Annotated in this window: 15 protein-coding genes; all 15 read right to left on the bottom strand. The window is 72.2% G+C overall.

The genetic code is table 11. The features are described 5' to 3' along the window. Positions 1-1131 precede the first annotated feature (1131 nt). Positions 1132-2316, bottom strand: a complete 1185-nt coding sequence (gene dprA / locus KCH_RS24690; RefSeq protein WP_244305417.1) for a DNA-processing protein DprA — start codon at positions 2314-2316, stop codon at positions 1132-1134. A gap of 523 nt (positions 2317-2839) precedes the next feature. Next, complete coding sequence (locus KCH_RS24685; protein WP_084223906.1) at positions 2840-4492, bottom strand: YifB family Mg chelatase-like AAA ATPase; 1653 nt, start codon at positions 4490-4492, stop codon at positions 2840-2842. Position 4493: 1 nt separating this feature from the next. After that, entirely contained in the window at positions 4494-4964 is a 471-nt protein-coding gene (locus KCH_RS24680; protein ID WP_084224258.1) for a YraN family protein, read from the bottom strand. 292 nt (positions 4965-5256) lie between these two features. Continuing rightward, complete coding sequence (locus KCH_RS24675) at positions 5257-5583, bottom strand: DUF2469 domain-containing protein (protein WP_030458804.1); 327 nt, start codon at positions 5581-5583, stop codon at positions 5257-5259. 56 nt (positions 5584-5639) lie between these two features. Beyond that, positions 5640-6113 (bottom strand): NUDIX hydrolase, encoded by a 474-nt coding sequence (locus KCH_RS24670; protein ID WP_035866566.1) that lies wholly within the window; start codon positions 6111-6113, stop codon positions 5640-5642. A 70-nt stretch (positions 6114-6183) separates the two neighbouring features. After that, entirely contained in the window at positions 6184-6930 is a 747-nt protein-coding gene (gene lepB / locus KCH_RS24665) for a signal peptidase I (protein ID WP_063750178.1), read from the bottom strand. Between the two features lie 167 nt (positions 6931-7097). Next, the gene (lepB, locus tag KCH_RS24660; protein ID WP_035873552.1) at positions 7098-8009 is read right to left on the bottom strand and encodes a signal peptidase I; all 912 of its coding nucleotides are present in this window, start codon (positions 8007-8009) and stop codon (positions 7098-7100) included. A gap of 214 nt (positions 8010-8223) precedes the next feature. Further along, positions 8224-9006, bottom strand: a complete 783-nt coding sequence (gene lepB / locus KCH_RS24655) for a signal peptidase I (RefSeq protein ID WP_084223905.1) — start codon at positions 9004-9006, stop codon at positions 8224-8226. 372 nt (positions 9007-9378) lie between these two features. Next, positions 9379-10275, bottom strand: a complete 897-nt coding sequence (gene lepB, locus KCH_RS39985; RefSeq protein ID WP_084223904.1) for a signal peptidase I — start codon at positions 10273-10275, stop codon at positions 9379-9381. Between the two features lie 65 nt (positions 10276-10340). Further along, positions 10341-10691 carry a 50S ribosomal protein L19 gene (gene rplS / locus KCH_RS24645; protein ID WP_030458810.1) on the bottom strand — a complete coding sequence of 117 codons (351 nt, stop codon included), beginning with the start codon at positions 10689-10691 and terminating at the stop codon, positions 10341-10343. Positions 10692-10847: 156 nt separating this feature from the next. After that, positions 10848-11666: a tRNA (guanosine(37)-N1)-methyltransferase TrmD gene (trmD, locus tag KCH_RS24640; protein ID WP_035873546.1), complete on the bottom strand. Its 819-nt coding sequence runs from the start codon at positions 11664-11666 to the stop codon at positions 10848-10850. Between the two features lie 5 nt (positions 11667-11671). After that, positions 11672-12379: a ribosome maturation factor RimM gene (rimM, locus tag KCH_RS24635; RefSeq protein WP_035866563.1), complete on the bottom strand. Its 708-nt coding sequence runs from the start codon at positions 12377-12379 to the stop codon at positions 11672-11674. Positions 12380-12564: 185 nt separating this feature from the next. Next, positions 12565-12804 carry an RNA-binding protein gene (locus tag KCH_RS24630; RefSeq protein WP_014138265.1) on the bottom strand — a complete coding sequence of 80 codons (240 nt, stop codon included), beginning with the start codon at positions 12802-12804 and terminating at the stop codon, positions 12565-12567. A 2-nt stretch (positions 12805-12806) separates the two neighbouring features. After that, complete coding sequence (gene rpsP, locus KCH_RS24625) at positions 12807-13235, bottom strand: 30S ribosomal protein S16 (RefSeq protein ID WP_014138264.1); 429 nt, start codon at positions 13233-13235, stop codon at positions 12807-12809. A gap of 353 nt (positions 13236-13588) precedes the next feature. Then, a complete protein-coding gene (locus KCH_RS24620; protein WP_035866559.1) occupies positions 13589-14167 on the bottom strand; it encodes a hypothetical protein in 579 nt (192 codons plus the stop codon). Positions 14168-14227: the final 60 nt, after the last annotated feature.

Genomic DNA, 14227 nt, shown 5'->3' with positions numbered 1-14227 from the left:
GGGCGCGCGCCCGGCTTCCGGCCGACCGCCTTGGCCCGGCCCTGCCCGTCCGCACCCCCGCCCGTGGCGGCGGGCGTCGGCTGCGCGGAGGGCCTCGCGGGTGTCGGCAGCGAGGTCGACCCGTCCGGCGGCTCCGCCTGTGGCGCGCCCGGTTTCGGCGCCGGGGCGGCGGGATCCGGGGCGCGTTCGGCTTCCGGGCCGCTCGCCTGCCTGCGGACCTGCGAGCTCCGGGTGCCGCCCTCCCCCGGCTTCGGCTTCGACCGGGCGCCGCGTTTGGACTGGCCGTGCACCGGCCGCCCGCCCGCCTCGGCCGCGTCCGGCCCCGCCGGCGGGCCCTCGTCGGCCGGGCCTTCGCCGAACCGGTCGCCACCGAGGCGCTCGGGGCGCTGACCGCCGAGCGGCACCGGCCCGTCCGGGGGGCCGCCGGTGAGCTCGTCGCCGCGCGGCCCGGTCTTGGCGGGCGCGCCCGGTGGTGCCGTCTGCGGGCAGGGCAGCATCTGGCCGGGGCGTTCGGCCGGTGAGCGGGCCGAGGACTGCCGGTGCTCCGACGGCCCCTGCGGGGCGGGGGGACGGGGTAGGGGCGAGGGCGAGGCGGGACGGGCCTGGGACTGTGGGGTCGTGGTCGGGGAGGTGCCCGACCTCGTCATTCCCACGACTCCCGAGGGCCTGGCCCGCAGCTCCGCGGCGCTGCGGGTCTCGGCCCCCGTCCCGTCCGGGGACCGGCCGTCACCGGTCACCCTGTGTCCGGGAATGTGAGTGGGCATGCGTTGGTCTGCGCCGTTCTGCCGAGTCATGTGCTGATAGGGACGCCATAAGGGAGCGTAGCGTGACCAAGTAGCTGCACAGTGCTACCGCCACTCGGGCGTCGCCCGATCCGGTGGCACTGACCGCTTCCACCGGCGCGTCGCGGTGCGGCCCCCGAGGGGCTGCCGGGCAGTCCGCCCCCGCTGGGCCGCCGACCAGCGCAGACCTCCTGCGACACGTGGGAATCTCCCGGTCACACCAGCACCCCGCTGTCGCCCGCCCGAGCTCAGTCGTCTCGGCGCCTCTCTCAACTCACCTGGGGTTCCTTTCTGTTGACGGGCTGCCCCGTTCGGTCGACCCACCTTGTCCGCTGCTGCTCAGAACCGATCACTTGCGTCGTACCAACCTCCAGTGCGCGCCGTGCCGTTCGACGAAGCCGAGCGAGCTCAGCTCGTGCAGGTGGTGCACGGTCTCCTGCGGGGAGAGGGCGGCGTAGTGGGCGACCCGCTGCACCGGTGCACCGTCCGCGCTCGCCGGCACCGCCTCCAGGACTCGGGCGACCGGCGGCTCCAGCGCGTCGCGGGGCAGGATCGGGCCGACCCGTTCGGGTGCCAGGTCGTCTCCGATGGAGCCGATCAGCTCGCCCACCTCGGCGCCGTTGGTGACCAGCGTCGCCGCGCCGCTTCTGATCAATGCGTGTACGCCCGCCGAGAGTTCGGACGTCACCTGACCGGGAACGCCCATGGTGTGACGGTTGAGGTCCCGGGCGCGGCGGGCGGTGCTGAGCGCCCCGCTGCGCGGCGCGGCCTCGACCACGACGGTGCCTCGGGTGAGCGCCGCTATCACCCGGTTGCGCAGCACGAATCTGAACCTGGTCGGGTTCATTCCGAGCGCCAGTTCGCTGACCAGCAGCCCGTCGTTCCCGATCCGCTCGATCAGTGCCTCGTTCCCGCGCGGGTAGCAGATGTCAACACCGCTGGCGAGGACCGCGATCGTCATCCCGTTGACGGCCAGAGCTCCGTGATGGGCCGCCGTGTCGACGCCGTACGCGGCTCCGGAGACCACCACCCAGCCGCGCTCGGCCAGTTCGGAGCCGAGCTGGCCGGCGATGTGCCGCCCGTATGCGGTGCAGGCCCGGGATCCGACGATGGCGACCGATCTCAGCGCCAGGAGGCGCAGCGAGGGAAGCCGCGGCCCCGGGCGGCCGCGCACCCACAGCCCGACCGGTCTGCCGTCGCCGAGGTCGTTCAGCTGGGACGGCCACTCGGTGTCGCCCGGAATGATGAACTTCCCACCGAGCTTGGCGATTCGCTCGAGGTCGGTGGCCGGGTTGAACATTCGCAGCCGCTCCTGATAGGCGGTGATCCGGTCCGCTCCGAGCCCGAGTGCGCTCGGTGCTGCCCCTTCGTAGAAGCCCTGCACCAGGCGGACCACGCCGAGCCGCTGGATCGCCCGGCCGATCGCCGCGTCCCCCGGCTCGATCAGGCGGGTGAGCGCCGCCCTGGCCACCCGCTCCGGCTCGGGCGGATCCGGTGTGGGTGCCGCCGCGGCCCACTGCGTGGGCCGGATCACCCGGTGGTCGTTCCGGGACGGCCCCGTACGGGTGGAATGACCCACGGCGGCCGGTTCGACCGCACAGTGCCGACTCGTTGCCGCGTTCGGCGGGGCATGGCCCGCGACGGTCACGGCGTCGGTTGTGGGCAGGGAGGGGCTCGGGGCGTCCGGGCCCGGCCGCTGGAGGACCGGCGGGCCGGCTCCCCGGATTAGGTGGCGCAGCCGGTCGCCACCCTCGCGCGGTGTCCGGGTGTCGGGCGGGTGGGGCGGACAGGCGTCCTCGGGTGGGCCCAATGGTGTGGGATCGGCGAGCAAGTGGAGTCTGACGCTCGGGCTCGCGGGGTGGCCGTCGCGGGCCGGGCTTCCGGGTGCCGTCGGGAGCAGCGGTGGGGCGGCGGGATCAGCATGCCGGTGGGGTGCGGGAACTGCGGTCACGGGGTCTCCTCCTGTGGTGGTTGTCCGGCGGGCGGCTGGCCGGGCGCGGGCGGATTCAGGGTGGGACGGTGCTGGTGTCGCTGACGGGCCGCCAGGTGACGGGGGCTCAGGATCCGGTGCCGAGGTCGGCGTCCACGTCGCCGTAGGGGTCGGGTCGGCGGTCGGTCGGTCGGGTGGAGCGCTGGACTCCGGTGCGCAGGGTCAGCGCGGTCTGGACGTCGGCGCGGGTGGGGCGGGGGCGGCGGGCGAGGTCGGCGACCGTCCAGGCGACGCGCAGGATCCGGTCGAGGCCTCTGGCCGTGAGCAGGCCACGGTCGAGGTCACGCTCGGCGTCGGCGAGCGAGCCGGGTGCGAGCTGCCAGCGCGTGCGCAGTTCGTGCCCGGGCACTTCGGCGTTCGTCCGCCACGGGGTGTCGGCGAGGCGAGCGGCGGCTCGTTCGCGGGCCTCCCTCACGCGTTCGGCGACCGTGGCCGTGCTCTCGGCGTTTCTGCCCTGGTGCATCAGCTCGACCTTGGTGACCCCGGAAACCTGAACTTGGAGGTCTACTCGGTCGAGCAGCGGTCCCGACAGTCTCGCTTGATAGCGGTTGACCATGACGGGTGTGCATTCGCAGCCTTCTCCTCTCAGTGAATAGCGGCCGCAGGGGCAGGGGTTGGCGGCCAGGCAGAGCAGGAACCGGGCGGGGAGCCGCATCGAGCCCGCGGCTCTGGCGATCATCACCTCCCCCGACTCCAGGGGTTGGCGCAGGGCGTCGAGGACCCGGACCGGGAATTCGGGTGCCTCGTCGAGGAAGAGCACGCCGCGGTGGGCGAGGGAGACGGCGCCGGGCCGGGGCAGGCCCGTCCCGCCGCCCACGATGGCGGGCATGGTGGTCGAGTGGTGCGGCGCGCAGTAGGGCGCGGTGTCGATCAGTGGGCGGTCGGGTGGGAGCAGGCCGGCCACGGAGTGGATCGCGGTCACTTCGAGGGCTTCGGACTGGGTGAGTGGCGGGAGCAGGGCGGGGAGCCGTTCGGCCAGCATGGTCTTGCCGGCTCCGGGCGGTCCTTTCAGGTACAGGTGGTGGCCGCCTGCCGCGGCGATCTCCAGGGCTTGCCTGGCTTCGTACTGCCCGGCCACGTCGGCGAGGTCGGGTCGGCAGGTCTGCTCCGAGGTGACGTCGCGGACGCCGAGCCCGGGCAGCAGGAGTCCGGCGTACGAGGAGTCGGGGCGGCCGGTGGAGAGGTCGGGCGGTTCGTCGGGGACAGGGGCGTTGGTGAGGATGGCGATGAGCTGTCGCAGGCTCCGCACGCCGAGGACGGAGACGCCGGGCACCAACTCGGCTTCGGCGGCGGTCTGTTCGGCGACCACGATCTGCCGGTAGCCGGCGTCCGCCGCCGCGAGTACGGCGGGCAGGACGCCGCGCACCGGGCGCACGCGGCCGTCGAGTCCGAGCTCGCCGATGATCAGCAGGCCGTCGATCGACGCGGGGTCGAGCCGTTCGGCGGCCGCTAGGACGGCGCAGGCCACGGCCAGGTCGTACCCGCTGCCGCTCTTGGGTACGGAGGCCGGCGTGAGGCCCACGGTGAGTTTGCGCAGCGGCCACTTCTCGCCGCTGTTGGAGACTGCTGCGCGGACCCGGTCGCGGGCTTCGAGGAGGGCCTTGTCGGCGAGGCCCACCAGGCTGAAGGCTGCGAGTCCGGGTTCGAGGTCGGCCTGGACCTCGACGACGACGCCGTCCACCCCGACCAGGGCGACCGAGCAAGTGCGGGCGAAGGCCATCTCACACCGCCCCGCGCAGGTGCTCGACCGCGGCGGCGCCCTTGACGGGGTTGACCACGGCGACCAGGTCGATGCGCACGCCGCCGGGCGGCGGGGGCGCCGGCCCGCCGACCGCTGCTTCGTCCGGTGGTGCGCTGCCCTCGGCCCGCTCGGCCGCCAGCACCAGGCGGGAGAAGTGCACCGGCCAGCGCTCGGCCAGCCAGCGTTCGGCGAGGTGCCGCAGCCGGTCGGCCTTGGTCTGGTCGATCGCCTCGGACGGCTGCTGGAAGCCCCGCTCGGACCTGGTCTTCACCTCGCACACCGCGAGGGTGTCCCCGTCCAGCGCGACGATGTCGAGCTCGCCCTCGGCGCAACGCCAGTTGCGCTCCAGGATGCACAGGCCGCCCTCCGTGAGCCGGCGGGCGGCGACCTCCTCGCCGTAGCGTCCGAGGCCGTTGGTGGAAAGCTTGTTGGGATTCTGCACGGCAATCACCTCCGGCCGGAAGGTTGCCGTCACGGCCGGGAGGCGGGCCAGCGAAATCGTCAGGCCTGTGGATAACCCGGGCCTGTGGACAACTTAGCTCGCTCGTTCGAGTGAGAAACCCAAAAATGCGCTGGACAGCCGGCGGTCGGCGCGACCAGTCTCGGTGGCCCGGGCATCGCAGCAGGTCATCCTGGTGCGGTCTCCCGGTGGGAAGGGCGCGGTCGGCCGCGCCGTTCCGATCGCCCACCCCGGCTCCTCGGGTCCGGGGCGCTCCCGGGCCGGCCGTTCAGTCGCAGAGCGGTCAGTTCCCGAACGCGGAGTCGTCCGAGGGCAGCTCCAGATCGCTCTTGGCCAACTCCTCGATGTTCACGTCCTTGAAGGTCAGCACGCGGACCTTCCGAACGAACCGGGCCGGTCGGTACATGTCCCAGACCCACGCATCCGCCATCGAAACCTCGAAGAACACCTCGCCCTGCACCGAGTGCACCTGCAGGTCGTAGTCGTTCGTCAGATAGAAACGCCGTTCGGTCTCGATCACGTACTTGAACAGGCCGACGACATCCCGGTACTCCCGGTAGAGCTTCAGCTCCATCTCGGTCTCGTACTTCTCGAGGTCTTCGGCACTCATTCCAAGCGTCCCCTCACTCGTCACGTCCACCCCATTGTGGACCACCGGGCCCGTGCTCAGAGCCGTACTGGCGGTTCTGGCGGCCCTTCGGTCAGAACCCGCTCCACCAGCGCGGCCAGTCCGAGCGGGTACACGGTGTCCCCGGTGGTCCTCAACTCCCCCACCGTCCACCAGCGGACGGCCAGCAGCAGCGCGTGCTCCTCGGCCCCGCTCTGCCGCAGTGACACCTCGCCGCGCCCCGTGCGGGCCAGGTGGAACGACTGTTCCTGCTCGTAGTCCCTGCCTCGGAAGGAGAACCTCACCATGCCGTACGCGACCAGCGGTCCCCACTCCACCTCGGTCAGCCCGATCTCCTCGCCCAGCTCGCGCCGGGCCGCTTCGGCCGGGCTCTCGCCCGGCTCGATGCCGCCGCCCGGCGTGATCCACCAGTCGGCGCCCGGCGCGGCCGGGTCGGTCCCGTGCAGCAGCAGGACGCGCCCGTCCGGGTCCAGCAGCAGCACGCGGACGGCCCTGCGACGCTCGACCGCCACCTGGTTCAGCTCCGTCCTGAGGTTCTGCGCACGTTTCCGGGCCGGCCCCGGTGTGCCGCCGGCCCCCGGTTCAGGCCTTCCGCCCCCGCAGCTTGCGGGCCAGCGAGACCGTCCAGCCCGCCGCCGAGGCGAGCACGATCAGCACTGCTCCGCCGACCGACGTCCACGAGGCAGGCACCAGGGCGCCTGCCTGGTGAGCACTCGGCGCACCCAGTTCGTCGAAGGCCGCAGTGCGCCCCTCCAGCCTTGCCCGGGACAGCGGCTGGATCACCGCCTCGACGCGCGCCTTCACCCCGGAGGCGGGAACGGAGCCGAAGGCCACGTCCAGGTGGCTGCGCGAGTCCAGCGAGTTCCCCCGGAAGTCGCCCAGCACGAACAGCCGCCCCTCGGGCACCGTCACGGAGAACGCCGTGGCCAGCACCGCGGCCTTCTCCAGGTAGGGCTCGTTCACCTGGCGGCCGTTGACGGTGATCCGGCCCTCACGGTCGCCGGAGACGGTGTCGCCACCGATCGCGACCACCCGCTTCACCAGGGTGACGTTGCCCCAGTCCGGGTCCTGGAAGACCACGATGTCGCCCCGGCCGGTCGACTTCCCGTCGGCGGTGTGGGCGAGGACGGTGTCGCCGCTCTCCAGAGTGGGGCTCATCGACCCGGTCGGGATCTTGTAGGGCCGGTACTGCACGGCGAGCACGCCGAAGCCACCGACCAGCATCACGAACCCGATCGCGATCACCAGACCCTGCACGATCGACGCCGGGCTCCGGCGTCCGGCCGGTCGGGCCTCCGCGGGCTGGGTCCGCTCCGCGACGCTGCTCATCGGCTTCGCCCTCTCCTGGCGCTCACGCGCTCCGGCCGAGCGCTCGCTGCCCGCCCGAGCCTCGCCGTCCTGGGCTGGACAGCACTGCGGGCCGTGGCACGTGCGAGCAGATTACTCACGAGTACCACGGCCCGCGCAAGAGTCATTCGCGGCCGGTCTGCGACCGATCAGCGACGGCGCTTGCGCACCCACCACACCGCGGGGGCGGCCAGGGCCGCGCCGGCCAGGGTCGGGGCGAGCGGCCCGCCGGCCGCCAGGCCCTTCTGGTCGAAGGTGTCGGGGACGGGCAGCGTCGCCCAGTCGCCGATCGGCCAGGCCACCACGAACGCGCGGCCGACGACGTTCCCGACCGGGACGGTGCCGCCACCCGGCTGGTCCATGTGGTACCGGGAATCCAGCGAGTTGGAGCGGTGGTCGCCCATCACCCAGATCCGGCCGTCGGGCACCTTGACCGGGCCGAACGGCTTCTCCCCGCAGGGGGTGTTGCCCGCGAAGATGTACGGCTCGTCGAGCGCGATGCCGTTCACCTTGACCGGGCCGGAGTCCTGGCACTCGACGGTGTCGCCGCCGACCGCGATGACGCGCTTGATGAGGTCCTTCTCGTCGCTGGACGGCATCAGCCCGATGAAGCTGAAGACGTCCTGGACGCCGCGCACGAAGGAGTTGTTGCTGCGCTGGGCGGGCTCGTCGTTCAGCCAGCCGCCCGGGTCCTTGAAGACCACCACCTCGCCGCGCTCCGGCTCCGAACCGAACCAGGGGGTGAGCTTGTCGACCAGCACGCGGTCGCCGACCTGGAGCGTGTTCTCCATCGAGCCCGAGGGGATCGAGAATGCCTGGACGAAGAAGGTCTTGATCACCAGCGCCAGGATCAGGGCGATGCCGATCAGGATCGGCAGTTCCTTCCAGAAGGAACGCTGCTTGGGAGCCCTCCTGGCCCTGCCCGACGCCGAGTCGCTCTCCTCCGTCTCCCCGGAGTCGGCGGCCCGCAGGGCGTCACCGTCCTCCGCGGGCCGGCCCTCGGAGTTGCCCGAAGGCTCCCCGTCGGGCTCCGGAGCACCTGAGCGGGCACCGATCACCAGATCCCCCACGACATCTCCTCCCTGCTGTGCGGACGCCTGCGCGTCCGCGCTCACCAGTGCCGCACAGCGGGCACCACACTCTGCGATCGATCGAAAACCCGCCTCTGGCTTGCCCTACCCGGGCACGCCCGACACCAGGCCGGAACCGAGCACTTCAGCACTTCTCTATCACTCCCGGTCGGCAAGCCGGTGTTTCCACGCGCCGACCGGTATGTCAGTCGGCCACCGACCCGGCCCGCCGGTGCGATCTCCACCGCCGGACGACGACCGGAAGGACGCCCAACACACCCATAACGAGCGGGGGTTCCGCAGGAACCGGCCCGACGGCCGATGATCCTGCCACCCGCACCGGCAACGAGGAGAGTGAATCGGGAACACTCAGTTGACCGAAGTGGGAGAGCGGCCACGCGACCACGAAGGCGCGACCGACCACGTTGGCCACCGGCACCGTCCCGGTGCCCGGATTGCCCATGTGGTAGCGGGAGTCCGCGGACAGGTCGCGGTGATCGCCCATCACCCACAGCCGCCCCTGAGGGACCGTCACCTTGAAGGTGATCCGCGAGGGCACGTTGCCGGGCGCGATGTACGGCTCGTCCAGCGGGGTGCCGTTCACGCTCAGCCGGCCCTGGGCGTCGCAGCACTCCACGGTGTCTCCGGCGACACCGATCACCCGCTTGATCAAGTCCCGTTCGTCTTCGGAAGGAAGGACGCCCACCGCGGAGAACACCGACTTGATGTGCCGCACCACGGTCCCGTCCGTGGACGGCTTGTGGTCGCTCTCCAGCCAGCCGCCCGGGTCCTTGAACACCACCACCTCGCCGCGCTCCGGCTCCGAGCCGAACCACGGGGTGAGCTTGTCGACCAGGACGCGGTCGCCGACCTGCAGGGTCGGTTCCATCGAACCGGAGGGAATCACGAACACCTGGACCAGGAAGGTCTTCAGCACCACCGCGATGACCAACGCCACCAGCACGATCACCGGCAGCTCGCGCAACACGGAGCGCCGACCCCGGCGTGCGGCACGCTTGGCGGTGCGCCGCCGCTCGGCACGCCCCCGGACGGGCCGCCCCCGGCGCCGTCCCCGGCGCCCTCGGTCACCCCATCGACCCCATCGACCCCGTCCATCCCGTCGACCCCGTCGTGCCCATCAACCCCGGCGAGCTCGCCGAGCCCGCCAAGTCGGTCGACCGAATTGGCACCGCCGGCCCAAGTCCCTTCGGCCCCAGTGGGGTTGCCGGCCTCTCCGGCACCGTCGCCGACAGCCGCGGCGGTGGTTCCGGCAGGCACGTACACAGATTCCGGCAGCTCGCCGTGCGGCTCGTGCGCCCGCTGCCCGGAGTCGGCTGTGCCGTCGGCGGCGCCTCGGGGTCTACCTCTGCTCCCCATGGCCACCAGTCCCCTCAATCGCGGCGAAAGCCGCCGGCCGGTCGAGCGAGGTCGTCCGGCCGAGGGGGAACAGCAGCCAGTCGACGCGGCCGATCACCCGGGCCACGGGCACGGTGCCGCCGCCGGGCTCGCCGAGGTGGTCCCGGGAGTCGCGGGACGCACTGCGGTGGTCGCCCATCACCCACAACTTGCCGGAAGGAACCACGACGTCGAACGGTACAGCCGACGGTGCGTCACCGGGGAGCAGGTACGCGCTCTCGTCCAGTGGCACCCCGTTGATCCGCAGGCGGCCGTCGGAGCCGCAGCAGGTGATGCGGTCGCCGCCGACGCCGATCACCCGCTTCACATAGACGGTGTCGCCGGCCGGGGCCAGTCCGGCGCTGGTCAACAGCCGCTTCACTCCGGACGGTTCAGCCTGGTACGGCAGGAAGGAGCCGATGCCGTCGAAGACCACCACGTCGCCCCGCTGCGGCTGCCCGTCGAAGGCGTAGGCGAGCTGGTTGACCAGGACGCGGTCCCCCGGCTGCAACGTCCCCTCCATGGAACCGGAGGGCACCGCGAAGGGCCGGGCCACGAAGGCGTTCACCAGCAGCAGCGCGGCCACGCACACCGCGGCGATCCACAGCAGGTCCCGCGACCACCGCCGCCCACCACTGCCCTCGGCATCAGCGTCAGCACCCGGCTCAGCATCACCGTCGGCGTCGGCCTCGGCCTCGGCCTCGGCAGCACCTTCGCTACCGCCTGCGTCCCCGTCTCCGACCCCGTCCCGGCTTCCGCCGTCAGCCGTGTCCCGGGAAACGACGACGGACCGCGCCGGTGTATCCGTACCCGTGGGTTCGGGACTGCCGTCGCGGTCCGTCGGTGGCTCGTGCGTGCTCATCGGGGGTGAGCTTATCCTCCCGGTCTAAACCGGTCGGTGGGCCGACCCCCGTCGAGCCTGCGCGATCACGCGTCGCGCTTCTCCTTGATCTTCGCGGCCTTGCCGCGGAGGTCACGCAGGTAGTACAGCTTGGCGCGGCGGACCGCACCGCGGGTCACGACCTCGATCTTCTCGACGACCGGGGTGTGCACCGGGAAGGTGCGCTCGACACCGACGTTGAAGCTGACCTTGCGGACGGTGAAGGTCTCACCGATGCCGGCGCCGTGACGACGGATGACGACGCCCTGGAAGACCTGGACGCGCGAGCGGTTGCCTTCGATGACTCGGACGTGCACCTTCAGGGTGTCGCCGGGGCGGAAGGCGGGGATGTCGGTACGCAGCGAGGCCGCGTCGACAGCAGCGAGCTTGTTGCTCATCGTTGCTCTCCATCGCAGGCGCCACGGGCCGCCCACGGAAATTAGTCTCAACTGGGTGGTGCTGCGGGCCGCTTCGGCTGGCGGTGAACCCCCCGTGGCGGGGGCACCGGTCCACTGGCCCCCCACGAGGGGAGCCGGGCGACAGACAGCAATCGCCTATTCTTCCACAGGCTCCACCGCAGACCGAAATCGGCCGGCGGCTTCGTCCCAGGCCAGGCCCAGGACGCTGAGCGCTTCGCGCTCCTTCTTGGTGAACGCCTCGCGCTGCCAACGGGCCACCAGGTCGGGCCGGTTGGCGAGGGTGCGGGCGAACGCCTGCTCCCGCCGCCACTGGGCGATCTTCCCGTGGTGGCCGCTGAGCAGGATCTCCGGCACTTCCCGGCCGCGCCACTCGGCGGGCTTGGTGTACACCGGGCCCTCCAGCAGGTCGGCCATGGCGCCGGGGGCGAAGGAATCGTCCCGGTGCGACTCGGCGTTGCCGAGCACGCCCGGCAGCAGGCGGGCGATCGCCTCGACCATCACCAGCACGGCGACCTCGCCGCCGGCCAGCACGTAGTCGCCGATGGAGGCTTCGACCACGGGCATCCGGGTCGCGGCCTCCTCGATGACCCGCCGGTCGATGCCCTCGTAGCGGGCGGGCGCGAAGGCCAGCCAGCTGCGGGAGGCCAGGTCCTGGGCGAGTTCCTGGGTGAACGACCGTCCGCTGGGGGTGGGGACGACCAGGGTCGGCACCTCGCCCTCGGGTCCGGCCGCGAGGACGGCGTCCAGCGCCGCGCCCCACGGTTCGGGCTTCATCACCATGCCGGGGCCACCGCCGTAGGGGGTGTCGTCCACGGTCCGGTGGATGTCGGTGGTCCACGAGCGCAGGTCGTGCAGGTGCACGTCGAGCTGGCCGCGGGCCCGCGCCTTGCCGACCAGCGAGACGTTCAGCGGTTCCAGGTACTCGGGGAAGATCGTGACGACGTCGATCCGCATGTCGCTCACGCCGCACCCCCCGTCGAGTCCTCGGAGCCGGCCGCGCCACCGGAACCGCCCGAGTCCTCAGCCGCAGCGCCCTCCGCGCCCTCGCCCGCCTCAGCCGCAGCGCCCTCCGCGCCCTCGCCCGCCGAAGCGCCCGCAGCACCCTCGCTCGCCTCGCCCGCCGCCGAAGCCTCCCGCGTCGACGCGACGACCGCGTCCGCCGGGTCGATCAGGCCGGGCGGCGGGGTGATGACGGCGCGCTGCTCGTCCAGGTCGATGACGGGGACGATCTGCTCGACGAAGGGGATGAGGACCTCGGTGCCGTCGGGCCGCTGGACGGTGAGCAGGTCCTGGTAGGGCAGGTGGACGACCCCGGTGAGCTCGCCGATCAGGGTGCCGTCGGTGAGGACGACGTCCAGGCCGATCAGCTGGTGGTCGTAGTACTCGTCGGGGTCGTCGGGGGTCTCCTCCGGGTCGACCTCGGCGATCAGGAAGGTGCCGCGCAGCGCCTCCGCGGCGGTGCGGTCCTTGACGCCGGCGAAGCGCAGCAGCAGTCGCCCGCTGTGCACCTTGCCGGACTCGACGGTCAGCGGTCCGATGCCGGCCGGGTCGGTGAGCAGGACCGCGCCGGGCCCGAGCCGCAGCTCGGGCTCGTCGGTGCGGACCTCGACACTGACGTCCCCGCGGATGCCGTGGGCACGGCCGATCTTCCCGACGACGAGCTGCACGGTGATCGTTCTCCTGAGATGCGCGAGATGAGCCCGGTTGGGGCGAACGAGGTGGTGGGGCGGGAGCCCCCGGGAAGGCGGGGGAACCCGGAAAACGGGAAGGACCGGCCGGGACGGATGCGTCCCGGCCGGTCCAGAAACCCGGTGGTCGACCTGTCGGTCGACGTTGCCGGTCGATCGAGGAGTCAGCGAAGGCTGTCCACGTCGACCAGGTCGACCCGGACGTTGCGACCGCCGAGGGCGCCGACCACGGTGCGCAGTGCGCGAGCCGTGCGGCCGCCCCGGCCGATCACCTTGCCGAGGTCGTCGGGGTGCACCCGCACCTCGATGGTGTGACCGCGGCGCAGGTTGCGCGAGCGGACCTGCACCTCGTCGGGGTGCTCGACGATGCCCTTCACCAGGTGGTCGAGGGCTTCCTCGATCATGCTCAGGCCTCGGTGGAAGCGGCCTCGGCCTCGTCAGCCTTGTCCGACTTCTTGGCCTTCGGGGTGATGGCGACACCGGTGGTGGCGTCCTCGAAGCCGGCGACGGCCTTGGCGAACAGGTGCGAGAAGTCCTCGACCTTGGGCTCGGCGACCTTCAGCGGCTCCGGAGCCGGCAGGCCCTTGAACTTCTGCCAGTCGCCGGTCAGCTTGAGGATGGCGAGCACCGGCTCGGTCGGCTGGGCGCCGACGGACAGCCAGTACTGGGCGCGCTCGCCGTCGACCTCGATCTTCGAGGGGTTGTAGGTCGGCTGGTAGATGCCGATCTCCTCGATCGCGCGGCCGTCACGCTTGGTGCGCGAGTCGGCGACGACGATGCGGTAGTGCGGGGAGCGGATCTTGCCCAGACGCTTCAGCTTGATCTTGACAGCCACGGGTGTGGATTCTCCTGGTTTTGACGTGGGTGAGCAGCGCTCCGCCGCGTGGGGCTGCGGCGCGAGGTGCCGTTCAAGGGACACGCCAGCCGTTAGGAGAGAGGGTCCTGCCTGGCTGCCGAGTACTCAGCTGTCCATTCTGCCACATGGCCGAGGTCCCCCGGACCGCGCCCCCGCACGGCTCGGCAGGACCTCTTGGGCGTCGTCGGGCCGCTCGGCCCGGGCGACAGCAGTACTCCCGAAGGGCGTTCGACTCCGGCAATCGGGCCCGGAGGTGTGGCGTCGACCGTCCCCCGGACAAGGGGGCCGGCCGACTCGCGGCCGGTCCGCGGGCACCCCGCCCGCGGCCCGGATCAAGCGATCTTGAACGGCTGCTGGCAGGCGCCGCAGACGATCGAGGCCTGCGCCAGCACGGACGGGACGACGCGGACGTTGCGACCGCAGCCGCACACCGCCTTGACCCGGACGCCGCCGCCCGAGGAACCGTGCCGGGCGGCAGGTCCGCGGAAGGCGCGGTGGTTGCCCTCGCCGGCGACGGCGAGCTGGTGCGCCCCGAGCGCGCGGTCGAGACGCTCGATGGTCTCGGCGTAGCGTTCGCGGGTCTCGTGCCCCATCGTCACCTGGGAGAAGCCGCTGCTGGCGTGCGGCTCGACCGGGTGGGCGAGGCCCAGCTCGGAGGCGAGCAGCAGGAAGCGGCGGTTGTGGTAGCGACCGGCCCGCGAGGTGTCGCGGATCTCCCGGGCGGCGGCCAGGCCGTGCGCGGCCTCGTGCAGCAGGCGCTCGAAGTTGAGCTGGGTGCCGCAGGCCGACGAGGACTCGCCGATCAGCGCCTCGGGAGACGCCAGGTCGGGCAGGTCCCGGTGGTGGGCCTGGATGTCGCTCCAGGCGGCGGCCAGTTCGGCCGCAAGGACGAGGGGCTGTGTCGTGCTCACGCTGTACCAACGATGGGGAGAGAGCCGATGTTCCGCCGGACCCCGTGCTCCGGGAATTCC

It is taken from the genome of Kitasatospora cheerisanensis KCTC 2395, assembly GCF_000696185.1.
In the GTDB taxonomy this organism is placed as follows: Bacteria; Actinomycetota; Actinomycetes; order Streptomycetales; family Streptomycetaceae; genus Kitasatospora; species Kitasatospora cheerisanensis.
The sequence above is the reverse complement of the archived record's forward strand: the minus strand, read 5'-3'. Positions and strand labels throughout refer to the sequence as shown.